Origin of the sequence: Burkholderia sp. 572, from assembly GCF_040545135.1 — a bacterium.
Taxonomy (GTDB): domain Bacteria; phylum Pseudomonadota; class Gammaproteobacteria; order Burkholderiales; family Burkholderiaceae; genus Burkholderia; species Burkholderia cepacia.
The window spans coordinates 327,944-351,534 of sequence record NZ_JBEPLH010000005.1; the positions used below are offsets into that span (position 1 = coordinate 327,944).

At 56.5% G+C, this 23,591-nt stretch carries 18 protein-coding genes; 8 read left to right on the forward strand and 10 right to left on the reverse strand.

Features of this window, described 5'->3' with window-relative positions:
- Positions 1-17: 17 nt before the first annotated feature.
- On the forward strand, positions 18-1,340 hold the full coding sequence (locus ABIC51_RS12440; RefSeq protein WP_354006495.1) for a glycosyltransferase family 4 protein: 1,323 nt from the start codon (positions 18-20) through the stop codon (positions 1,338-1,340).
- On the opposite strand, the gene ABIC51_RS12445 is transcribed toward ABIC51_RS12440, so the two are convergent.
- The 9 genes from ABIC51_RS12445 to ABIC51_RS12485 form a co-directional block, all read right to left on the reverse strand.
- Entirely contained in the window at positions 1,337-3,595 is a 2,259-nt protein-coding gene (locus tag ABIC51_RS12445) for a glycosyltransferase (RefSeq protein ID WP_226129610.1), read from the reverse strand. The genes ABIC51_RS12440 and ABIC51_RS12445 overlap by 4 nt on opposite strands.
- Positions 3,596-3,614: 19 nt before the next feature.
- Positions 3,615-4,163 (reverse strand): DUF4214 domain-containing protein, encoded by a 549-nt coding sequence (locus ABIC51_RS12450; RefSeq protein WP_319001572.1) that lies wholly within the window; start codon positions 4,161-4,163, stop codon positions 3,615-3,617.
- Between the two features lie 14 nt (positions 4,164-4,177).
- Positions 4,178-4,915, reverse strand: a complete 738-nt coding sequence (locus ABIC51_RS12455; RefSeq protein WP_124919042.1) for a hypothetical protein — start codon at positions 4,913-4,915, stop codon at positions 4,178-4,180.
- Between the two features lie 62 nt (positions 4,916-4,977).
- Complete coding sequence (locus ABIC51_RS12460; RefSeq protein WP_226129612.1) at positions 4,978-7,242, reverse strand: glycosyltransferase; 2,265 nt, start codon at positions 7,240-7,242, stop codon at positions 4,978-4,980.
- 90 nt (positions 7,243-7,332) lie between these two features.
- Positions 7,333-8,010: a DUF4214 domain-containing protein gene (locus tag ABIC51_RS12465; protein WP_354006496.1), complete on the reverse strand. Its 678-nt coding sequence runs from the start codon at positions 8,008-8,010 to the stop codon at positions 7,333-7,335.
- A gap of 145 nt (positions 8,011-8,155) precedes the next feature.
- Positions 8,156-9,265: a glycosyltransferase family 4 protein gene (locus ABIC51_RS12470; protein WP_124919039.1), complete on the reverse strand. Its 1,110-nt coding sequence runs from the start codon at positions 9,263-9,265 to the stop codon at positions 8,156-8,158.
- A gap of 1 nt (position 9,266) precedes the next feature.
- A complete protein-coding gene (locus ABIC51_RS12475) occupies positions 9,267-10,154 on the reverse strand; it encodes a GDP-mannose 4,6-dehydratase (protein WP_176096516.1) in 888 nt (295 codons plus the stop codon).
- Positions 10,151-11,191, reverse strand: coding sequence for a GDP-mannose 4,6-dehydratase (gene gmd, locus ABIC51_RS12480; protein WP_124919037.1), 1,041 nt, complete (start codon positions 11,189-11,191; stop codon positions 10,151-10,153). Before gmd ends, ABIC51_RS12475 begins: the two co-directional genes overlap by 4 nt.
- 154 nt (positions 11,192-11,345) lie before the next feature.
- On the reverse strand, positions 11,346-12,512 hold the full coding sequence (locus ABIC51_RS12485; protein ID WP_124919036.1) for a polysaccharide biosynthesis/export family protein: 1,167 nt from the start codon (positions 12,510-12,512) through the stop codon (positions 11,346-11,348).
- Between the two features lie 146 nt (positions 12,513-12,658).
- On the opposite strand from ABIC51_RS12485, the gene ABIC51_RS12490 reads away from it, so the two are divergent.
- The 5 genes from ABIC51_RS12490 (at position 12,659) to ABIC51_RS12510 (ending at position 19,679) form a co-directional block, all read left to right on the forward strand.
- Entirely contained in the window at positions 12,659-13,813 is a 1,155-nt protein-coding gene (locus ABIC51_RS12490; RefSeq protein ID WP_176096515.1) for a glycosyltransferase family 4 protein, read from the forward strand.
- A gap of 146 nt (positions 13,814-13,959) precedes the next feature.
- Positions 13,960-15,852, forward strand: coding sequence for a capsular polysaccharide export protein, LipB/KpsS family (locus tag ABIC51_RS12495; RefSeq protein ID WP_226129616.1), 1,893 nt, complete (start codon positions 13,960-13,962; stop codon positions 15,850-15,852).
- 82 nt (positions 15,853-15,934) lie between these two features.
- Complete coding sequence (locus tag ABIC51_RS12500; protein ID WP_124919033.1) at positions 15,935-17,365, forward strand: mannose-1-phosphate guanylyltransferase/mannose-6-phosphate isomerase; 1,431 nt, start codon at positions 15,935-15,937, stop codon at positions 17,363-17,365.
- Between the two features lie 270 nt (positions 17,366-17,635).
- Positions 17,636-18,349: a Stf0 family sulfotransferase gene (locus ABIC51_RS12505; protein ID WP_226129618.1), complete on the forward strand. Its 714-nt coding sequence runs from the start codon at positions 17,636-17,638 to the stop codon at positions 18,347-18,349.
- A 517-nt stretch (positions 18,350-18,866) separates the two neighbouring features.
- Positions 18,867-19,679, forward strand: a complete 813-nt coding sequence (locus ABIC51_RS12510; RefSeq protein ID WP_027788301.1) for a mechanosensitive ion channel family protein — start codon at positions 18,867-18,869, stop codon at positions 19,677-19,679.
- Positions 19,680-19,752: 73 nt separating this feature from the next.
- On the opposite strand, the gene ABIC51_RS12515 is transcribed toward ABIC51_RS12510, so the two are convergent.
- The gene (locus ABIC51_RS12515) at positions 19,753-20,436 is read right to left on the reverse strand and encodes a DedA family protein (RefSeq protein WP_021162200.1); all 684 of its coding nucleotides are present in this window, start codon (positions 20,434-20,436) and stop codon (positions 19,753-19,755) included.
- A gap of 183 nt (positions 20,437-20,619) precedes the next feature.
- Here ABIC51_RS12515 and mutL point away from each other — a divergent pair, with 183 nt between their 5' ends.
- The gene (mutL, locus tag ABIC51_RS12520) at positions 20,620-22,620 is read left to right on the forward strand and encodes a DNA mismatch repair endonuclease MutL (RefSeq protein ID WP_226129113.1); all 2,001 of its coding nucleotides are present in this window, start codon (positions 20,620-20,622) and stop codon (positions 22,618-22,620) included.
- Positions 22,617-23,591, forward strand: a complete 975-nt coding sequence (gene miaA, locus ABIC51_RS12525) for a tRNA (adenosine(37)-N6)-dimethylallyltransferase MiaA (protein ID WP_124533939.1) — start codon at positions 22,617-22,619, stop codon at positions 23,589-23,591. Before mutL ends, miaA begins: the two co-directional genes overlap by 4 nt.

Here is a 23,591-nt window from a genome sequence, read left to right on the forward strand (position 1 = left end):
AAACTGATCGCACAGACATGCATCTCCTGGGACGTGATCTCACCGCGAGAATTTTGCTCAGCTTGGCAAGTACTTGGCCCCGTCACTTCGTCCGGCCGGCTCGCCGCATTCTGTTGACCGGCTTGACGCATGACGTCGGTCACGGCACCAGCACCACTCCGCGGTTGCTGGTCGACGTTTCGATCATTGCGCAGCATGATGGAAAAAGTGGCATTCAGCGCGCCGTTTCTGCTCTTCTTTCCAATCTGTTACGAACGCCGCCGCCCGGCTGGGATGTCCGGGCCATCGAAGCAACCAGAAGGCGTTCGTATCGATACGCAGATACCTATCTGATCAGCCACGGCGTGCCCCCCCCTGATCGCCCCGACGAATTCGTCGAGGTCCGCCCTGGCGACCTATTCCTCGGCCTCGATCTGACGAGCCGCATTCTTCCATCGCGTCAGTACGATCTGCTGCGCTGGCGACGGCAGGGCGTTCGGTTCGCATTCGTTGTCTACGATCTGCTACCCGCACATCATCCCCAATGGTTCACGCCCCGTGGCACAAAGTCATTTGCCCGTTGGCTGCCCACCATTGCCGCGCACGGCGATGCATTGTTTTGCATTTCCCGGTCCGTCGCAAGAGATGTGCGCCAGTGGACAACAGAGCACTACGGCCTCCGGAAAGATGAATTGCAAATCGACTGGTTTCACTTGGGAGCGGACCTCTCGCAAATTCCCGATGTGTCACCGAAATTGCGCAAACCGAAATCGTCCGGACACGACATCACCATCCTGATGGTGGGAACGATTGAGCCGCGCAAAGGCCACGATCAGGCACTCGACGCGTTCGAAATTCTCTGGAAACAGGGATTCGATGTGAACCTAGTGATCGTCGGCAAGCCGGGATGGAATACGGCTCGGTTGATAGCTCGATTGGAAACGCATTCGGAGGTCGGACGAAAATTGCATTGGTTGCGAGACGCCACTGACGCCATGCTCACAGAATGCTACGAAACGTCCGATGGGATGTTGATGGCGTCTCTTGGTGAAGGATTTGGACTCCCAATCGTAGAAGCAGCAGCACGGAATTTGCACGTTCTCGCTCGTGACCTGCCCGTTTTCCGTGAAATTGGCGGTGATCACATCACGTATTTTTCGGGAACCTCTGCCGATGATCTGTCTTGTGCCCTGCGGGATTGGGTAACGCGACTAGCAGCCGGTACCGCGCCCGATGTCAGCCGTGCAACATGGAAGACGTGGGCCGAGAGCGCCGCGGAACTTGGTCATCTGCTTGAGCAGATGGGCAACCGCACACAATCGCTCCCGACGATTGGCCTCGCGCCAGAATCGACTGCCTAACCCCGTTTCTCGCGCTCCGTCACCAATAACGCACGATACATCAAGACCAGTTCGGCAGCCATCCGATCGGGGGTGAAGCGCTGCACATAAGTCTGCCTAGCCAGTTCCGCCCTAGCTTCGAGCATCTGCTTGTCGCGGAGCGCATCGATGATGGCCGTAGCCAACTCCTCCGGAGCATCAGGCGAGACGAGCACACCACAGTTGCTGTCGCCGAACACCTCCGGTATGCCTCCCACTTTGCAACCGATACTTGGCAAACCAAACATCATCGCTTCTACATACACCAGACCGAACGACTCGAAGCGCGATGGCGCAACGAAGAGTGTCGCCTGACAAAAGTACTTATCCACCTCCGAATCCGGCAGTTTTCCCTTGAATGATACGGATTCGCTCAAATGCGGAAATGACTTTTCAAATGTGAGCCGGAATGTCTCATCAGACGCGCCGTTAGGAAGCGAATCGTCCCCAACGACGATGAATCGAGCCTCTGGAAATAGAGCCAGAACTCTCGGGATCGCAGCGAGCAATATATCGATGCCTTTCCTGAGTTCGAGTCGACCGACAAACAATATCTGCGGATACTTGCATTGCGATATTCGCGCAGACGTAGCGCGATCCTCGAGCGCTAGTGGACAGATCACGATCCGCTGATGATTCATCACGATCTCGTTTCGCTTCTCTATCTCATTCACGATTGCCTTACTGATCGCGCGAATCCTATGGCAATTCGCCAGCACATAATTTTCACCTTCAATCGTGGGCCGGACGACCTCCGACATAAACTTGACATCAGCTTGCCACTCCGGGTGACTGTCAAGCGCTATCGCCTGAGAGGTTTGCAAACTCACCACGACGGGGATCTCCTGGGAAGCAATCGCAGCGATCGCCTCATTGCCCCAGAGCGGCGCCTCTATCACGTCGATCTGATGCCGTTTGTTAATCCTCCGTATCTCATCAAGCGCGGATCGAGCGAAACACCATTGATCGAGATGAATTCGAATCGGTAAATATGCAGCTTGGTCATCGTACCAACCCAGCAGCACACGGTGGATCCATACCCCCTCTTCCCAGTCGACGGACGGATGCGCTTGCGCCTCGGCGACGACGTGAACGATATGCCCCAATGCAGCGAGCGCGCGAGCCTGAACCCGAATGAATCGCGCAATACCGGAATCAACAACGTCGTAGTACCGACAAATCAAAGCAATACATAGTTGACCCTTGCTGTCAGATTCACCCGGCGATGCAGAAAGGAACGGCAATCGCGGCGAGACGAACGTCGAGGCCGGGCGTGTGCGCGGCCCTCTCTCAAAATGATCGAGCGCATCCTGGCGCGCGCGCTGATATGCCGCCGGTAACCGATCATAGACTTCATGCGATATCCTTCCGTCTCGTGCAGCTAACTCCGCATCCCTGAGGTGAACTGCGAAAATTTCTTCGGCACACTGGTATACCGCCTCTCGACCTACGAAAACGGATGCATGCCGCAACCCGAAATAGATCGTATTTTTTAGAATTGGGTAGTGGTGCACCGTCGCCTTTGCGGCAGTGCGCATGTGACTGGGCAGAAATTTATGATGGACGAATGCGTCTGAGATCTGCAAGATTTTATACCCACGATCGATCAACCGAACACAAACATCTGTCTCATCGAGAAAGTATTCGTATTCCTCATCAAATCCTCCAAGCTTGACCAAGAGATCGCGTCGGAACGAACAGTTTGTTCCAATCAGAGCACTATATCGAAAAGCACCAGGAAACGAATAAAGCCCGGAGGGATTCGCATCAATGCGAGTCCATGATTTCCCGTAACGATCACAAACAATATACGTAGCCTGATAATCAGTTCCCGTATGATCGAAAACAAAGCCACCTACTGCACCAATGTCTTCATCGTTATACGCCGCCAGGATGCGTTCGGCCCAGAATGGTTCGGGAAGCGCATCGTCATCTATGAACGCAATGACATCGCCGGCTGCCGCTTTGATACCGATATTTCGCGAAACCGAAAGATTGAGTTCGGCGCATTGAACTACTTTTACCCGCCCTCTGTACTTGTCAATAATTTCTGGGGTACGATCTGTCGACGGTCCGTTTACAACAACAATCTCCATATCGCGAAATGATTGTTGCAATAGTGATGCAAGAGTCGCATCCAGGCTTGTCGCCCGATTACAGGTATTGACGACAACAGAAATACTACGTGGCGCAACCCATTCGGCCCGGTTCGAAACTGAGGAAACGAAATCCTTCATGAATCTTAATTAACTCACGCTATTCATTCGGAGAAGCGCCCTTGTGCGCGCCATCCGCATGATCCTTTTCCCGTAATTCGGAAAGCTCATTTTGAATCGCATCAATCTGACGCTGCATTTCTCGCAATCTGTGATTACTGGACTCCACCGCATTCAACATAGCATCAAGCTCATCAGGAGAAAATTCGCCGCGAACTTCCCGCCCCTTCGATGCTATCCCGCCTCCATGTTCGAGAGAATTCAAAAGCTGCAACACTGCCCGAGAATTCCATAATAAGCGAGCGCCGTAGTATAAATGACTGACTATAGGAAGCCGCGCCAGCAATCCATCCAGTCTCAAAAGCCAGAGCAGGGAAAGCCGTCGCCCTGTGGCTTTTGCCTCAGGGCTCAGCGCGATGCATCGAATTATTTCGGCCTTGCTGCTACCAGTACCAAGCATGCGCTGATAATGCGTACGCCCCTGGACGTCCGATTTTCGATTCAAGATGATCTTGTAACAAGCCTCAACGAATTCCTCCCCACTCAAGGTTGTCAATTGCAGCGCTGACGGCTCCCGCTTCGATTTCAAAATAGCCTCAAATGTTAGCCGATCGCGACGGCACCGGCATTGCGAGTCTTGACGGCGGCACCATAGCCTGTAACGTAGCCGACCAGAAGATCGTAAAGTACTCCTTCTTCGCGAAGCTTCACGGACACGGCGTGGTTATCGTATGGGTGAATGTTGAGCGTGACTTTGTCGAGATGCCGGAAGTCGTCAAGTTGTTTGATGTCGTTCCACTGAAAATCATTCTGATGATCACGCTCAGAACGACTCACATTGACAATTGTCCGCGGCCTTTCCGTCGAATTCCTGTATAGTTCATAGAGATCGTGAATTCTGACATGCGGCGACATACGACATTGACCATCGAATTGATTTCTAATTTGCGGCGAAAAGACGATACAGAGATCAACCAGGCACGCAAGTCCGTAAAACAGCGCGGCATAGCCACCCGAACTCTGGCCACCGAAGCAGACACATCGGTAGTTTGGCATGATCACGTTGCGCATGATCGATATGAACGCATTACTGTCCTGCGTCAGCCCGAACACGCCATTCACATACCAATCTGAATTTGAATCCCGGAAATATAAGCAATCGTAACCAGATCGACCAGGAAATGACGAACTGAAGAAGGGCTCGTTAATTCCACCAAACCAAACGAAAAGCGTATCAGATCCTTGTTTTACATATTGATAGTATTCAGAATATCCAGCATTGATTTGCGGCGTATCCGGAACCATCGCACTCACATGTAAACGCTCTTCCTCGTTATGCATATATTTGTCTTTGCCTGCAGAAATCAAAGTGCCGACAACCCGTCGGCACTTTGTATTCGTGATTAGACTACAAGTTCATCATCCACTCCCTTGTCCTCGAGAGCTTGAGAGGATGCCTCCCTCGCCTGTGCCTGGTAGAACTTGGTCAGCGCAGTGCACATGACCTCGGTCGAGAATTTCTGTAAGAACGATCGACGTGCAGCATCGCCCAAGCGCACCCGAAGCGACGGATCGCCGACCGCTCGATCAATCACGTTCAGCAGATCTTCCTCGTTATCCGGCTCGAACAGCAAGCCGTCCGCTCCGTCAACGATGACCTCCTGCATTCCACCAATCCGAGAGCCTACACAGGTCTTGCCGAATCGCATAGCCTCGATGAGGATCAATCCGAATGACTCGTACCGGCTTGGAGCAACGAACACGTCGCACTCTTCATAGCTGGACAAAAGTTCCGCCTTTGAAACCACTCCGGCAAAAGTGACGCGCTCGAGGACGCTTGCTCCAATATTTTCCGATTGGAAATGTTCGACATACGTCTTCCCGTCCGGACCAGGCAAGCCGTTTTCCCCGACAAACTTGACGTTCAGATTCGGATACTTGCGCAGCAAACGCGGCAACACGTTGAGCAGCAGATCGATGCCCTTTCGACGTTCAAAACGACCGACGAACAACATGTTCACCGACTTTTGAGTTCCAGCACGAGGAACTTTCCCGGTGTGCACGACATCTTCGATTCCATGCGGGACAATCGTCGCCTTGCTCCGATCGATCCGCAGCCCATACTCTCGCTCGATATCCTGGATGATCGCCTTGGAATTGGCGAGGATATGTTGGGCGTTCTTCAGCAGCCACTCCTCACCACGCATGATCTTTTCGACGTGCAGTGAATAGTAGTCCTCATCCGCCTTCCATTCGGGCTTGAACGGCAACGCCAGCCGGAATGTCGTATGCAAGCTCACCATGGTCGGTATCGTACCGTCTGCCACACAGGCGATGCCTTCCAGATCCCAGATAGGAGTAGATACGATATCGAGCCCCCGGCGCGCTCGAATACGTTTGACCTCGTCGAACGCCGTATACGCATAGTCTCGAATAACCGGTGGAATATCCGGCAAAGGCGGCTCGTTACGTTCCGGCCACCAGACCGGTACGATCCGATGCACCCAAACACCGTTTTCGAAGTCAACGGTGGAGTGTCCATGGCCTCTCGTGACCACGCTGACCTCATGGCCCATGGCAGCCAGGCCGGTGGCCACCTCGTGCGTCCATACGCCGATGCCACCGCAATTCGCGGGCGGGTAGTCCTGGCTCAAAAGGCAGATCTTCAATCGCTTATCCGCGGCAAGCAGCGGCACGACCGGCTTGAACGCCTGAACGCGATCTTCCCAGTATTTGTCGGACATGATGCGGCGATTTGGAAAACGATGGGCATCCGCGATCCCGTCATAGATGCCTTCATCGATTTCCCGAAGCAACCGATGGTAATGCTCCGTATCGATCAGACCTTCGTTGAAATACCACTTCTTGTCTTTCTTGAGGCCTGCCGCATACCGTTGCAGAAACGCGAATATTTCGGTATACGAGGTACCTGGCAATGCATTCTGGATGCAAAAATATGCCTTGCTGCGCACCGGCAGATAAATTGACTTCGGCAGCTTCGACGTTGTCCTCAGATGGCTCGCAGCGTATTTATGGTGAATTTCTGCGTCCGGCGTATATTTCACTTCATATCCGCAATCGATCATCCGGACGATGACATCCGTTTCGTCCAGAAAATACGCATACTCTTCGTCGAACCCTCCAATTTCGACTAGCACCTTCCGCCGGAACGACGAATTCGTCCCCGTGAGTGCAAGATAGCGCTTTGCCGTTACTCCGATATCCGGATTGGCGTCCTCGACCGACTCGAAGCTTTGACCGTCCCCAAAACGATCGCAAGCCGTGACCTTGCATTGAAACTCGACACCAGTATGATTCCGAATGTAGCCGCCTACTGCCGCAACTTTCGGATCGGCATATCCTTTTTCGAGCTGATCCAACCAGTCAGGCTCAGGAACCGCATCATCATCGATAAAGCAAACAATATCGCCGCTCGCCATGGCGATACCCACATTGCGAGACTTCGAGAGATTGGCTTCCGGACAATTTCCAACTTTATATACATCTGCATATTCGGCGATGACGCTTTCTGTTTCGTCAGTCGACGGGCCGTTGACGACGATCACTTCAAAGCTTGGATGCCTAATATAGGCCATTGAAGCAAGCGTATTTCTCAGCGTTGCCGCTCGATTGTAGGTATTGATGACAACAGAGAAACGAAGTGACATTCTAATCCCCTTCAATATCGAAATTCTACGAACCGGATACTCCTACACCGGTCCTGAAATTCAAATAAATACTAATCCGACAAATATGTCTTATCGTGACACGCACTTTCCGCTCTGCAAATCGCTCACCCGCTCGACAGCGGCGATTGCCGATTCAAGCCGTTCAAGACGCTCAATCACTTGTCGTTGTAGGTTGTGCGCACCGTTCAGCGACGCATTGATTGCAAGGAACTGAAATCGCATCTGCTCCTGCAGTGACCGGATTGAATCTACTGTCCCATGTAGCGACGCAGAAAAGTGACGATTCATCGAATGAAGCGTCAAATCAAGTTCCCAGTGCATCGTCTCCAGTTTGTCAAGCGCGGCCCTCAGCTCGGACAGGCCAGTGCCGTGTTTTTCCATTTCAGCATCTGGATCATTCCCGGTTTGCGCGTCACTCGTTTCTTCGACGGCCTCCGACATGACTGTTTTCGTTGGATTCGACCGGCGTGATGGGGACAGCATACGTCCTAGCAAGGGAATACCACACAGTCGCCTATGCCAGAGTTCCCGATTTGTATCGGACAGCACGATACCGCGTTGTCGAGCCTCGCCACTAGCAGCAATGTTCTTTGCGATCTGGGTTTTGCTTTGACCGCTCGAAAGCTGCTCGGAATAGAATTTATGTCCCTGAGGATCTGGCGAGCGCCCCAGCAACTTCCGATAGCAGTGTTCAACGAACTGATTATCGCCGACTTCAATCAATTCGTAAATCGATACGATTTCCATTAGACACCCATTGATTGCATGATATTTCCCTCGGTCCGTTATTGGTTTGATTTTTTTTAAATTCCCGACATCACCGGGCAAGCATTACAGCAGCCCCCTACGCCAGCCCTCCATCTCGTCAATGCCAGTGATGCAAACTCGCAGCCTAAAGTGACTGCGCGGCTAGCGCCCGACGATAGACACTTATAGTCTCCTCGGCGCAATTACTCCAGGTCCTGCGTCGTGCAACATCCAATCCAGCGGCAATGGCATTCGCTCGCCACGTCTCGTCGCACAACACACTTTCAATATTGACCCGCAATTCGTCAAGGTTGTCAGGTTCTACCAGGCGGGCTGCCCCACCTGCGGCTTCCGGCAAAGATGAGCAGTTCGAAGTCAATGTAGGGATCCCACTAGCCAAAGCCTCTCGAACAGGAAGTCCGAATCCTTCGTATACCGATGGATACAGGAAGGCGCGCGCTCCGGCGTATAACTGGGGCAGAATCGCCTCGTCGACGTAACCCAGATACCGCAACCACCCCTGCGACTCTCCTTTTTCAATTTCCGAAAGCAGTGTGTCGTTCAACCACCCCTTGCTACCGGCAAGCACGAGAGGATACCTAGCACGCAATGATGACGGAAGTGTCGCATACGCAATCAGCAGCCCTTCCACGCGCTTGCGCGGCTCCAGGGTGGAAACACAGAGCGCATAGCGTCCGATATCGAGACCCAGCGAACGAACCGCAAAAAGCTCCTCGGCGGCGCGAGGAAAGAACCGATCGCTGACACCCAATTCGACTGCAGTGACTCTCTCAGGCGACCATCCGAAAAATGTGATTACCTCCTGGCGCACTGCCTCCGAATCGGTAATCAAATGCACTGCGCGATCCAGAGTTGACGAAAAGTTGCGCTCGAAATGCCGAATCCGCTCTATAGGATGCGTTTCAGGGAACTTGAATACTGACAGATCATGTACCGTAGCGATGCCACCCTCCACGCCTCTTGGAAGGAAATAATTTGGTGAATGGCACAAATGATCCCTCAGCACACTTGTTATCTGGCGTCGCGCCCACCATTTTGCCACGAACATGGATCTTTCACGCACCGGCGCACTCAGAAGACCTTCCACGCTACGCATCAAGACATTTCCGGCCAGGAAGCGCAACGATTCAAATTCGGCCGAGGCAGATTGCAGCCAACGCGCGAGCTCCCACGCGTACCGTCCAATGCCAGTGAGGGGAGGTGAAATCGCATCAACCGTTAAGACCAGCTTCATCCTACCCCTCTAGCATCCAGGCAAGTGTTTCCTCGAACTCGATATCTCTGAGTGCTCCCAAGACCCTCTTGATTTTTCCTCGATCGCCGATCAAAACAGGCAGATCATTCGCCCGAAAGAGTTTTGGATTCGTTCTCACCTCGATTGAATGCCCGGAAATTCTTTCGAGGGATCGGATTATTTGCTGCAGCGAATATCCAACACCCGAACACAAATTGAATGTTTCGCCTGCACACTGCGACTCCAGCAACTTCCGGTACACGTCAACGATGGTGCGCACATCGGAAAAATCCCGGACCACGTTTACCGCGCCCAACTCGATCGACTGCGAACGCCTCCTGAAACAATCGACGATTTTCGGTACAACAAATCCGGTTCCCTGTCCAACACCAGTGTAGTTGAACGGCCGAACGATCGAAATCGGCAACCGCCCCTGCCAAAGGCGAGCGAGGTGCTCCATTGCGAGCTTGGTGACCCCGTAGTCATTGACGGGCAGCGCTGGCTCGCGTTCGTCGACAATTACCTTGCGAGGATGGCCGTAGACGCTGGCACTACTTGCCAGCAAGACCGCATAAGGACGGCTCCGCGATTCGACCAAAGCAGCCAGCAGACTTCGCGTACCAAGAATATTCGCTTGGTAAATCCGGTCCACGTCCTCGTGTACCGGCGAAGAAATTGCAGCAAGATGCACGACAGCGTCCGGTCGCTCGACGGACAAAATGTCGACGAGCCTCTTCCGATCCAGCAAATCGCACGCATGCGAAGAGAACGAAGCTCCTTCGTCAAAATCGGCCACCAGCCCGCAAACGTCGTAGCCATGCTCTAACAGCTCGCGAGTCAGATAACGCCCAGTAAATCCAGACGCACCGGTCACCAGTACCTTGGTCACGATTGGGACGCAGGCTCAACAGCATGTCGCTTAAGGTCCGCCATGACCATCATCCGGCTCAATTGCTCCACTGTCGTGGATGGACACCACCCCAATTTCTCTCTTGCTTTCGACGGGTCACCAACAAGCATGTCGACTTCTGCCGGACGGAAGTATTTGGGATTGGCTCTAACCAGAACATCTCCCGTCGCATCGTTCACACCGACCTCGTCGACCCCCGATCCTGACCAGACGAGGTTGATACCAGCATGCCTAGCCGACATTTGCACAAAGTCACGTACGGTCGTAGTTCTGTTTGTCGCCAAAACGTAAGTATCAGGAACCTCACATTGCAGCATTCGCCACATGCCCTCGACGTACTCTCCGGCGAAGCCCCAGTCGCGCGACGCATTGAGATTGCCAAGTTCCAGCACCGACGCCTTTCCGGCCCGTATTCGCGCAATACCGTCAGTGATCTTGCGAGTTACAAACTCGAGTCCGCGCAGCGGAGATTCATGATTAAACAGAATACCGCTGCAACCAAAAATGTCGTAACTTTCTCGATAATTTACTGTCGACCAGTGCGCAAAGAGCTTCGCGCAACCATACGGACTGCGAGGATAAAAACTGGTCTCTTCTACTTGCGGAATAGACTGGACCTCGCCGAACATCTCGGAGGTGCTCGCTTGATAAAACCGAATCTTCCTGTTGACTACACGGATGGCCTCAAGCAAATGCAACGGACCGATACCTGTAATCTCGGCTGTCGTGACGGGCTGCTCAAACGACGAAGCGACAAAGCTCTGGGCGGCAAGGTTATATATTTCGTTCGGCTCGTATCGATCAATCAGACGTATCGCAGAGCCCGGATCAGTGACATCATATTCGACCAAAGCCAGATTCTCGTGATTCAGGATGCCGAGTTCCTCGATCCTCCAAAAATTGGGCGCACTGCTCCGACGATGCGTTCCAATGACCTTATAACCCTTGGTCAGCAGCAATTTCGCCAGATATCCACCATCCTGACCGGTTATCCCAGTAACTAACGCTGCCTTCATCGCTGATTCGTTATTTTTATCGCTCGTAGCCACCAGCAAGCCAAAGCAAAAAACGGCTGACCAGCAATGCCACACGCGAATACATCAAAGATTGCGCGCAAATCGACCGAACACCTACGTCGATCGATTTCACCCCATTTTCCCTTCACCCAAATTATCTAAATGTCTGCACCCCAGTCACGACGGGGTAAGCAACCGAGAACACCAAATTCAAAACCTTCTGAATATCTGTTACCGGAGCATTCGAGACATACAGAAGGTCCTTGTTGTCCATCATGAAACTTTGCGCCACGAAAAAGGAATTCGCATCACGAAGATTAACCCGATAAATCACCGGCACCTTCCCGTCCGCAGTCGTCCGCACTGGTTGGCTTGGCCAATTTAGTGCCCGGACATCCTCAAGCCGGAAAATGAATACACCTTGAGCGTCCGACCGGGAGTCCTGCAATCCGCCTGCCCGGGCAAGCGCCTGCGCCAACGTAATGCCCTGCGCTTCGAAGTTGACCTCCTCGTTCTTACCTGTCGCCCCCAGGGCCATAAAGCTATAAGGTTGAAACAGCGCGGTCACGACGTCGCCCGCCCGGAGCGGCACATTCTGCCGAGGATCCCGGATAATCGTTTCAAGAGGTAGCGACACCACCTGTGAGCCACGCGTCAGTTGAATTGTGATCTTGTCGACCGGCTGTCGCACCCCACCCGCAGTTGCCAATGCATCCAACAGGCGCTCGCCACGCGCAGTGAGCGGCATCCGATTGCTGCTTGCAACGTCGCCCACGACTGTGACATAGGACGTCACATTTCGCGACAACTTGACCAGTACTTGCGGATCGTGCGCGATGTTCTTCAAGCGCTGGGCGATATCCCGTTGCAACTGAACCGGCGTTCGCCCTGCCGCTCGCACTGCCCCGACGAACGGAATATCAACGTTTCCGCTGCCATCGATTGCCTGGTCCGGCAAAACGGTCACACGAGCGTTGCTGGGACTGCTCCTCGCATCAAGCGGCGTTGTGCCAAACAGGGTGGCCGGCGGCGCTTCCCAAATTGAGACCTCAATGGTGTCACCTATCCCTAATTGCTGCTGAAACGCAACACCATCACCGAGCGTCGATACGAAATCCGCGCGGGCTCGTTCAGAATACAACTTGCGAGCGACGTCGTCCGTCACATCGACGATCTGGATGCCGGCCGCATTGGAACCACTCGCCGCCTGATTGATCTGGGCACGATTGGGCCCCGAGGTAGGGATTGAGGAACACCCGAACAGGAACAACAGCCCACCGAGCAATCCCGCCCGGAGAGCGTTACGAGACAAACTCGACATTTTTTCGAACGTGATAATTTATAAGGTCGGCGCGAATTGTCTCACGTTGTAAAATGAAAGAGAACGTTGCCAACAAAAAAACCACGCTTTCCGCGCCCCTAGGGTAGCGAAAATTGTTCAAACTACCACAACATTCTTGCAATTTCGTGTCGACCATTTTTCTGGACATCTCCCGGCTTTTGTCGCGCCTCTATGACGGATTACTGCCGACCGGCGTCGATCGCGTCGGCCTTGCCTATATCGAAAGGTACGGCGCGCAGGCGAGAGCAGTGCTCAGCGAGCGCGGCTTTTCCGTTGTGATGTCGAAAAATGAGTCACAGCGTGCGTTCGACTTGCTTACCGCGCAGACACGCAACCGCGTCGCTATATCCAAACTCGTGGCCCGGGCCGTGATCGGTCAAGTGCGCCACCAGTCCACGGGTAGCGGCATCCTGTTGCATACAAGTCACGCCGGAATGGAACACCGGCGCTACTATGAGGCGATGCGCAAGAACGGAATCCAGACGGCCTTCGTCGTTCACGATCTGATCCCTCTGACACATGCGGAATATTGTCGCCCCGGCGTAGACGCAATCCATCGGAATCGAATTCATACGGCTCTGCGACATGCGAATGGTCTCATTGCCAACTCGCAGGTAACACTCGACTCGCTGATCGCCGAAGCACGCCGCGCAAACATTACGCCACCGCCGAGCACCGTGGCCAGATTGGCGTCTGGCGTCATACCATTTCGACGCTCAAGCTGCCCCATCGACACACCGTATTTCGTCATGCTGGGCACGATCGAACCGAGAAAAAATCACTGGTTCATCCTGCACGTTTGGCGAAAACTTGTTGAGCAACTCGGCAAATTGGCACCCAAGCTGGTCATCATCGGTCGCCGTGGCTGGGAATGCGAGAACGTTACGGACATGCTCGAACGATGCGAGCGACTCAAGGGGACCGTAATCGAGGAGCAGGAATGCTCCGATGAACGTTTGCATACATGGCTTCAACATGCACGCGCCCTCATCTTTCCGTCGTTCGTCGAAGGCTACGGAATGCCGCTCGTTGAGGCGCTTGCTCAGCACGTGCCTGTCCTCGCAAGTGACATCGATGTGTTTCACGAAATCGCTGCAGATATTCCCGACTACCTCGATCCATTGGACGGTCCTGGTTGGCTCGACCGAATCCATGCCTATTCGGCGGCCGACAGCCCACTGCGAAGCGCACAACTACAGCGAATCAAACTGTTTCGGGAGCCTACCTGGGCCGAACACTTCACAAAGGTTGATCACTTTTTGGCAACGTTGGAAAAATGAGCAGAGCGACTGCCGAATTCGACAGCGCGAATTGCGCGAAACGATGCGACGCACCCTCCTCGGGCACCATTCCCCCTCGCCGCTCGCGCGCTTCGGGATCGCATTACATTCGCATAAACACATGGTACAAACGCGTAGCATGCCGGATGACCGGCGATCCATCGGCCGCTGTCTGGCCGACCGCAATGATGCCGCGCGACAAACGCACAGATCCGATCGTGTCGTGGTTTGCCCCCTCACTGTCAAGCCTTACGCCAGAATCATGGATCGAAGCAATCGATAACGAACTGGTCGCTGATCTCACGGCTGGATCCTCCGACCTCATCCGCGTATTGATGAATCGAGTCAGCAACACTCACGTATTCGATCATATACATCGACTGAATTGCTGCCCCCATGTGCTGCAAACTCCGACGGACAAAGTACGCGTCATGCTGATCGACGAACCATCGTCGGTCGACGGAATCGACCTCTCTTCCACACAACGCAAAGCCCGCTTCCGTCAAATGGTCGAGGTGGCCCGGGAAACCCACCCCGATGCAGAGTTCTGGCTAGCGCAATCAGCAGCGTCAGGCCACGGACGATGGCTATCCTCGTCCACAACGCATCTGCCGCATGGCTTGCGTCGACTAAGCCGTGACGATTCCCTTGGCGCGTCACTCAGCCACTTCGATCATGTATATACGGTCTCCGCTCCCGAAGGTATGCAGGCACTGCTGTCCCGCGTCCCGCTGCATGTATTCGGCATGCCGTACTATGCGGGATGGGGGTTGACTGACGATTACAATCAGCAACCGGACCGCGCTGCGCGTCCAACGCTCGCGGCATTGTTTGAGGTGGTTTTCACGCGACTTGCGTTTCATCTGGATCCTGCCACTCACTCACCTGGCTCGCTGGACGCCCTGCTAGACTCGATCGACCTGCAACGAGCTGTCGTGCGTCGATTCAGTCATCTTCGGCATGTCGTTGGCATCAGCTTTCAGCAATGGAAACGTCCGTTTGTTACACCGTTCCTGAGAGCCGGCGGAGGCAGCCTCCGCTGGACGCATCACCCCGAAACACTCAACGCGAACGAATGCGCGGCTCTATGGGGCGCTCGCAATGCGGATGCGCTGCCCAAGGGCTCAACCTATGTGCGAATCGAAGACGGCTTCATTCATTCGACCGGCCTCGGCTCTGACATGAATGCGCCGTACAGCCAAGTCATCGACAGTTGCGGTCTGCATTTCGACCCTACCGCCCCCAGCGATCTAACCGCGATATTGAATGAGACGGACTTCGACGATATCGAGCTCGCCAGGGCTGCGGCATTGAGGGTAGAAATCGTGCGCAGCGGCCTTACAAAATACAACCTGGGCCGTCGCGCACCGACATGGCGCCCTCCCGTTGGGCGAACAATCGTACTCGTCGCTGGTCAAGTTGCCGACGATGCGTCCGTTCTGCTCGGAACCAAGACAATTCGCACAGCAGAACAGCTTCTTCAGGAAGTGCGCGCGCGCCGCACCGATGCATTCATCGTCTACAAACCTCACCCGGATGTCATGTCCGGTAATCGAAACGGACTGATCGATGCGGCGCGCTTCGCCGATATCGTGGATACCGAAGCTGACATGATTTCACTGATCGAAGCTGCCACCGAGGTACATACACTGTCATCGCTCGCGGGCTTTGATGCGTTGCTGCGCGACAAAGCGGTGTACACCTACGGGCTTCCCTTCTATGCCGGATGGGGATTGACTCACGACGAACAGGCACCGTTGCCATGGCGCCAACGTACGCTGACGATCGATATGCTGATAGCCGGTGCACTGTTGCGATACCCGATCTATTGGGATTGGCGGCTTAGCCTGTACACGACCCCCGAGGCGGTCGTCAGACAGCTTAAGCACAAGGCCTCCCGACAGTTGAAGCGCATTCGAGAAGATCCAACGCGTCCGTTCTTGAAAGCCTTCAGGTGGTCCCGAAACGCACTGTCGCACATTGCATGGCGCTACCGTCAATATCGGGAAAAATCACTCGAAGCGGTACGGGAAAATTAATCTCTGGCTCGAGTGGCGTTAAAATGCCAAAAACCCTTAATGGCCGTGCGAAGCCAATTCGATTTACAATTGGGATAAAATCATGAAAATCTACCCTGTAATCCTGTGCGGCGGAAGCGGCACACGCCTGTGGCCAATGTCCCGCGGAGGCTACCCAAAGCAATACCTTAAATTGACGGGTGATCACACGCTTGTTCAGCAAACCGCACTGCGGACGAATGGCATTCCAAATGTCTCGGCTCCGATCATCGTCACCAATAATGAGCAGCGTTTTCTAGTCGCAGAGCAGCTGCGACAGATTGGCGTCACGCCGTCATCAATCGTGCTTGAACCGATTGGTCGCAATACGGCACCGGCAATCGCCGCCGCCGCACTGCTCGCTCAGCAGGAATCCCCAGATGCATTGGTTCTCATACTGCCATCCGATCACGTGATCCTCGACGAAGCGGCATTCGCCACTGCAGTCCAGACAGCAGCCGAATTCGCCGCGGATCAATATCTCGTTACATTCGGTATCACACCCACGACACCGCACACAGGATATGGCTACATCCGCCGCGGCACGTCGCTTGCGGGTTCAAGCGACGTGTACAAGGTCGAGTCGTTCGTCGAGAAGCCGAACGCAGAAACGGCGGAACACTTCGTCAACGACGGTGGCTACTACTGGAATAGCGGTATGTTCATGCTGAAAGCAGCGAACTACATGACGGAGTTAGGCCGTCATGCGCCAGATATCGCACGCCAAGCGGAACTCTCGCTTGCATCAGCGGTACGCGACGATGATTTCATCCGCCTCGACGCAGAATCTTTCTCAGCCAGCCCAAGCGTGTCAATCGACTACGCGGTCATGGAAAAGACCGAGCGCGCAGCTGTAGTCGGCGCTGCCGACCTCGGCTGGAATGATATTGGATCATGGAGCGCTCTCGCTGAAATCGCCGAAAAAGACGAAAACGGCAACGTGATTATAGGCGACGTTTACGCGAACTCCGTGACGAATTCATACATCCGCACGGAACACCGCATGGTCGCTGCAATCGGCTTGACCGATATTGTGATCGTCGAAACGGCGGACGCCGTGCTGATCGCACATCGCGACAAGACTCAGGACGTGAAGAAAATCGTCGAGTGGCTCAACGCGTCAGACCGGCATGAATCAGTCACGCATCGCCGCGTCGTGCGTCCCTGGGGGTCGTATGAGGGCATTGATCAAGGCGATCGCTTCCAGGTCAAACGGATCGTCGTCAATCCAGGCGCCCAACTCAGCCTTCAAATGCACCATCATCGCGCGGAGCACTGGATTGTCGTGAAGGGAACAGCACTTGTCACAAATGGCGACAAGGATATTTTGTTGACGGAAAATCAATCGACCTACATCCCACTCGGCACGACACACCGCTTGAGAAATCCCGGCAAAATTCCGCTCGAGTTGATTGAGGTGCAGTCAGGTGCGTACCTCGGTGAAGACGATATCATACGCTTCCAAGACACATACGGCCGAGTGTCGACGCAGTAGAATCGCGGCAGCAGGCAGGTTAGCCACCTCGGCACAACGCTGCTTCCGCATACGGGGTCGCGCGAATATTCGTGCTACCTCGTTTTTCTTTTTTCGCTAATAGCGTAGATGCAAGATAATTGGTGGAAAAAGGAACAGCTCGAACTGGTGATCGACCGACTTGGACAGCAAATTCCACAAAAAGCAATTTAACAAGAATCACAAACATCGCTAACAATAAAGTGCCGCTTGCAGGTATTGCGGTAGCACTGGACACGTCAAGAGGATGACATGAGGAAAACACTATACATCGCAAGCGAGGTCCGCTCCGGATCGACGTATATTGCAGAATCCATTTCGTACTATCTCAACGAGCGATTTGGATACGAATTCTGGGATTTGGCACAGGAAAAATTTTCCGACTTGCACGAGAATTCAACCGAACAAAATATTATGGAAATTCAGAGTAACTTGTATCTGAATCCGGAGGGATGGGCGTCATCCAAGGTAATGTGCAAAGCGCTATCCATCATAAAACGAGAATCAAGGAAATCAGAAATTGTCCAGGATGCCTTTTTCGGCCAGAACGCATACTGGATTGTAATTAGACGAAAAAACAAGATACAGCAAGCAATCAGCCTGGCAATGGCAAAAAAATCCGGACTCTATCATTTTTATGGCAATCCCGAGGACGCCCCAGACAACGGTATCAGCTCGGATCCGGCGGAAATCGAAGAATCGCTGAAATCCGTCTTACTCTCCGATATCTATCTTGAATCGTTCGCTAGCACACTCCCCGATGATCGTTGCATAGAAATCTACTACGAAGATTTTCTCAAAAATAATGGAAATAACATCAACAAAGTCAATGATTTATGCAATTTCACGACCGATGAAGAAATAACGGGTAAATTAAATCTTGCAAAAATCAAGCAAACCGCCCAAACCGAAAAGCAGGCAACCAAGGCCAAATTCATTGACTGGCTCCTAGAAAATTACCACTGAACTACACCACATCACCGGTTCTGCTTTGCAACGAAACAACGGCGCGAAGCAGACTGGATGGCTCCACCGGCTTGCTGCGAACTCAAACAACAGAACACACGGCGGATATATGGCGCGCTCGGCTTGTGATTTTATTTGCAGCCAATGATGCCCAATCGCGATCTCACTCATGGTTCTCGACTGTACCGGTAGGTCGCTCAACACACATGATGTCTGGAATCGGAAACGCGGCGGGTGGAGTCGGTACCTGTCGATTGAACGCCAACACCTGTGTGCAGGACAGGTACAAGAATGAATGTGCGCTCGACATCTGTCGAGAAGTAATCGACATGCCGCCTTGCCGGGAACATTGACTGCGCCCATCAAAGAAATCAAAGTAGGCGATAGTGCAAACGCATCCCGGACATGAAGTTCAAACTCGAATTGCAACCATACTTAGGTTGCTCCCCCAGCGCATGTCGCGGTATAAGAAACGCGGCGCGTCGTCTCGCACGCGCCCCTTCCCCCCGGAGAACGCATGATCGATCTCGCCACCGCCCAGCAATTCCTGATGACCCGCGGCCTCGACTTCGGCCTCAACCTCCTCGCCGCGATCGTCTTGTGGTTCGTCGGCCGCTGGGCGATCCGCATCGGTACCCGCCTGCTCGGCAAGGTCGTGCGCCGCAGCGGCAAGGTCGACCCGACACTCACCGACTACCTGACCTCCGTCGTCGGCGTGCTGCTGACGATCCTGCTGATCCTCGCGATCCTGCAGATCTTCGGCGTGCAGACCACCTCGTTCGCCGCACTGCTCGCCGGCCTCGGCCTCGCGATCGGTACCGCCTGGGGCGGCCTGCTCGCGCATTTCGCCGCCGGCGTGTTCATGCAGGTGCTGCGTCCGTTCAAGATCGGCGACGTGATCAGCGCGGGCGGCGTCACGGGCACGGTCAAGGAGCTCGGCCTGTTCGGCACGACGATCGTCACGCCGGACAACATCGTGACGATCGTCGGCAACAACAAGATCTTCTCGGACAACATCGCCAACTACAGCGCAACGTCGTATCGTCGCGTCGACCTGACCGCGAAGATCGCGAACGGCGTCGATGCCGTCGACGCGATCAACCGCCTGAAAGCGTCGATCCAGCAGATCCCGAACGTGCTGACCAGCCCGGCGCCGGACGTCGGCGTGCTGCAGTTCACGCCGGAAGGCCCGCTGCTGTTCGTGCGCCCGTCCACGCAACCTGAAAACTACTGGCAGGTGTACTGCGACACCAACCGCGTGATCCTCGAAACGTTCCGCGACGCGCAATACCCGACGCCCGAAACGCCGCTCTTGCATCGCAGCGCATGACGGCAGCACCGGACGAAAAAAAAGCGTGGCACCCGCCACGCTTTTTTATTGCCTGAAACCGAAGCCTCCGGGCTTACCGCCCGCCCGTCTTCTGCGCGTTATCCGACTGCTTCCCGCGCACCAGCTTCCACACCGCGCCGAGCGCGACCGGCACGATCGCCGCACCGATACCGACCAGCACGATCACGTTCAGGTACTGGCGGATGAACGGGATGTTGCCGAAGAAATACCCGAGCAGCACGAGCAGCAGCACCCACACCAGCGCGCCGATCACGTTGAAGAGCTGGAAGCGCGCGACGCTCATCGACGACGCGCCCGCGACGAACGGCGCGAACGTACGCACGACCGGGATGAAGCGCGCGAGCACGATCGTCTTGCCGCCGTGCTTGTCGTAGAACGAGTGGGTCTTCTGCAGCGCGGCGCGGTCAAGGAAGCGCTCGAGCACCGGGATATGCGTATTGAACACCTTCGGGCCGACCCAGCGGCCGATCAGGTAGTTCACGGTGTTGCCGGCGATCGCCGCGACGAGCAGCAGCACGATCAGCGCGCCGACGTTCATTTCGCCCGTCGCCGCGAACGCGCCGCCGATGAACAGCAGCGAATCGCCCGGCAGGAACGGGAACACGACGAGCCCCGTCTCGCAGAACACGATCAGGAACAGCACGAGATAGACCCACGCGCCGTACTGCCGGATGAAATCGCCGAGGAAGGCGTCGATATGCAGGACAAGGTTGACGAAATGAAGCAGCGTATCCAAATGCGATTCCTCGAAGGCGATAGGGCCGGAACGGCCGAAACAGGCCAGACTTGGCGGAAGCGCCCGCCGGCCAAGGCGGCGCGCGAAACGGAGCCATGATACCGAAACTACCTTAAGGCTCCGTGAAAAAACGTAACGCTCCGGCGCCCCGGCACGCATCCGCCGCCTCGCTATAATTCGGCCATGTCCGAAATCACCGAAATGGCCGCGGGCGACACGCCCGCCCCTGCTCCGCGCCCGCTGCGCGCGATCCAGCCCCTGCCCGACCAGCTGATCAGCCAGATCGCCGCCGGCGAGGTCGTCGAACGTCCGGCGTCGGTCGTCAAGGAGCTGCTGGAGAACGCGATGGACGCCGGCGCCACGACGCTGCGCATCGTGCTGGAAGAAGGCGGCGTCAAGCGCATCTCGATCACCGACGACGGCTGCGGGATTCCGCCCGACGAGCTGGCGCTCGCGCTGATGCGCCATGCGACCAGCAAGATCCGCTCGCTCGAGGAGCTCGAGGCGGTCGCCACGCTGGGTTTCCGCGGCGAAGCGCTCGCGTCGATCGCGTCGGTGGCCGAGATGTCGATCACGAGCCGGACGGCCGATGCCGCGCATGCGATGAAGATCGACGCGCAGACGGGCGTGCTGTCGCCCGCCGCCGGTGCGACCGGCACGACGATCGAGGTGCGCGAGCTGTACTTCAACACGCCCGCGCGGCGCAAGTTCCTGAAGAGCGAGCAGACCGAGTTCGGCCACTGCCTGGAAATGATCCGCCGCGCGGCGCTCGCGCGGCCGGACGTCGCGATCTCGGTGCTGCACAACGGCAAGGCCGTCGAGCACTGGAATGCGACCGAGCCCGCGCAGCGCGTCGCGAAGATCCTCGGCGACGGCTTCGCGACCGCGCACCTGCCGCTCGACGAGCAGGCCGGCCCGCTCGCCGTCTACGGCTGCGCCGGGCTGCCGACCGCAAGCCGCGGGCGCGCCGACCAGCAATATTTTTTCGTGAACGGCCGCTTCGTGCGCGACAAGCTGCTGACGCACGCGGTGCGCGCGGCCTATGAGGACGTGCTGCACGGCGACCGCTACCCGTCGTACGTGCTGTTTCTCGACCTGCCGCCGGAAGCCGTCGACGTGAACGTGCATCCGTCGAAGATCGAGGTACGCTTCCGCGATTCGCGCTCGATCCACCAGTACGTGTTCCATGCGGTCCAGCGCGCGCTCGCGCGCCATGCGGGCGCGTCGCCGGAAACCACGGCGGGTGGCCATGCCGCGCATATCGAACCGGCTCCGCGCGGGCCGTCGTCGTTCCTGGACACGCCGCTCGGGCAGAGCCAGGGCCACGCGACCGGCAGCATGGGTGGCACGGGCGGCAGCGGCTTCTCGTCGCCGTCGTCCTCGTCGGCAGGCAACACCTGGATGCGCCAGGCGCGGATGACGCAGGGCACGCTGCCCGTCGCGCAGCCGCTCGCGCTCTACGACGCGATGTTCGGCCGCAAGGATAGCGGCGCCGGCACACCGGACGGCACGACCACCATCGCGCGCGACTCGGCCGATACGCCGCTCGCACCGCTGCCCGGCTTCACCGTATCGCCGATCGCCGCCACCGCGCACGACGAGCAGCCGCTCGGCTTCGCGCTCGGCCAGATCCACGGTATTTACGTGCTCGCGCAGAACGCGCACGGGCTCGTGATCGTCGACATGCACGCGGCACACGAGCGGATCCTGTACGAACAGTTCAAGAACGCGCTCGCCGACCGCTCGGTCGCCGTGCAGGCGCTGCTGCTGCCGATCTCGATGACGGCCACGCCGGTCGAGATCGGCACGGTCGAGGAAGAGCGCGACACGCTCGAATCGCTCGGTTTCGACCTGGCGGTGCTGTCGCCGACGACGCTCGCGATCCGCGCGGTGCCGGCGCTGCTGAAGGATGCCGACCTGCAGTCGCTCGCGCGCGCGGTGCTCGCCGACCTGCACGCGTTCGGCGGCTCGCGCGTGCTTACCGAGCGCCAGCACGAACTGCTCGGCACGCTCGCCTGCCACCACGCGGTGCGCGCGAACCGGCGCCTGACGCTCGACGAGATGAACGCGCTGCTGCGGCAGATGGAGGCGACCGAACGCGCGGACCAGTGCAATCACGGCCGGCCGACGTGGTATCAGCTCACGCTGAACGATCTCGACCGCCTGTTCATGCGCGGACAATGAGCGCTTCACCGCAGACCTCTCCGACGACGATCGCCTGCCTGCTCGGCCCCACTGCCTCGGGCAAGACGGCCGCGGCGCTGGCGCTCGCCGCGCGCCGCCCGATCGAGATCGTCAGCGTCGATTCGGCGCTCGTCTACCGCGACATGGATATCGGCACCGCGAAGCCTTCGCGTGAAGAGCGCGCGAGCGTGCCGCACCACCTGATCGACATCATCGATCCGGCCGACGCGTATTCGGCCGCGAGTTTCCGCGCCGACACGCTGCGCCTGATCGGCGAGATCGCCGCGCGCGGCCGCACGCCGCTGCTCGCGGGCGGCACGATGCTCTACTACAAGGCACTGACGCAGGGGCTCAACGACCTGCCCGGCGCCGATCCGGACGTGCGCGCGACCCTCGATGCGGAAGCCGCACGCGATGGCTGGCCCGCGCTGCACGCGCGACTCGCGCAGGTCGATCCCGACACGGCCGCGCGGCTCGCGCCGAACGATTCGCAACGGATCCAGCGGGCGCTCGAAGTGTTCATGCTGAGCGGGCAGCCGATGTCGGTACTGCTCGCCGCCCCGCGACGCAACGACGATGCAGCCGCCGCTTACCGCTTCGTGCCGGTCGCGCTCGAGCCGTCCGATCGCGCGGTACTGCACGCACGGATCGCGCAGCGCTTCGATGCGATGCTCGACGCGGGCTTCATCGACGAAGTCGAGCGGCTCCGCCGTCGCGAGGATCTCCATCCCGACCTGCCGTCGATGCGCTGCGTCGGCTACCGGCAGGCATGGGAATTCCTCGACGGCGACACCGACTACCGGACGATGCGCGACAAGGGCATCTTCGCGACGCGCCAGCTCTGCAAGCGCCAGATCACCTGGCTGCGCGCGATGCCGGAGCGGATCGTCGTCGACTGCATCGCGCCGGACGCCACGGCCCGCGCGCTCGACGCGCTCGAACGCGTGCTCGACGGCGGCACGCCGGCCTGA

Bases quoted from the DNA above. Each gene is read 5' to 3' on its own strand.
- ABIC51_RS12510 (WP_027788301.1), top strand. From the start codon at position 18,867: ATGATCGATCTCGCCACCGCCCAGCAATTCCTGATGACCCGCGGCCTC.
- ABIC51_RS12460 (WP_226129612.1), bottom strand. From the start codon at position 7,242: ATGTCACTTCGTTTCTCTGTTGTCATCAATACCTACAATCGAGCGGCA.
- ABIC51_RS12440 (WP_354006495.1), top strand. From the start codon at position 18: ATGCATCTCCTGGGACGTGATCTCACCGCGAGAATTTTGCTCAGCTTG.
- ABIC51_RS12455 (WP_124919042.1), bottom strand. From the start codon at position 4,915: ATGCATAACGAGGAAGAGCGTTTACATGTGAGTGCGATGGTTCCGGAT.
- ABIC51_RS12505 (WP_226129618.1), top strand. From the start codon at position 17,636: ATGAGGAAAACACTATACATCGCAAGCGAGGTCCGCTCCGGATCGACG.
- ABIC51_RS12495 (WP_226129616.1), top strand. From the start codon at position 13,960: ATGACCGGCGATCCATCGGCCGCTGTCTGGCCGACCGCAATGATGCCG.
- ABIC51_RS12445 (WP_226129610.1), bottom strand. From the start codon at position 3,595: ATGAAGGATTTCGTTTCCTCAGTTTCGAACCGGGCCGAATGGGTTGCG.
- miaA (WP_124533939.1), top strand. From the start codon at position 22,617: ATGAGCGCTTCACCGCAGACCTCTCCGACGACGATCGCCTGCCTGCTC.
- ABIC51_RS12500 (WP_124919033.1), top strand. From the start codon at position 15,935: ATGAAAATCTACCCTGTAATCCTGTGCGGCGGAAGCGGCACACGCCTG.
- ABIC51_RS12465 (WP_354006496.1), bottom strand. From the start codon at position 8,010: ATGGAAATCGTATCGATTTACGAATTGATTGAAGTCGGCGATAATCAG.
- ABIC51_RS12485 (WP_124919036.1), bottom strand. From the start codon at position 12,512: ATGTCGAGTTTGTCTCGTAACGCTCTCCGGGCGGGATTGCTCGGTGGG.
- mutL (WP_226129113.1), top strand. From the start codon at position 20,620: ATGTCCGAAATCACCGAAATGGCCGCGGGCGACACGCCCGCCCCTGCT.
- ABIC51_RS12470 (WP_124919039.1), bottom strand. From the start codon at position 9,265: ATGAAGCTGGTCTTAACGGTTGATGCGATTTCACCTCCCCTCACTGGC.
- gmd (WP_124919037.1), bottom strand. From the start codon at position 11,191: ATGAAGGCAGCGTTAGTTACTGGGATAACCGGTCAGGATGGTGGATAT.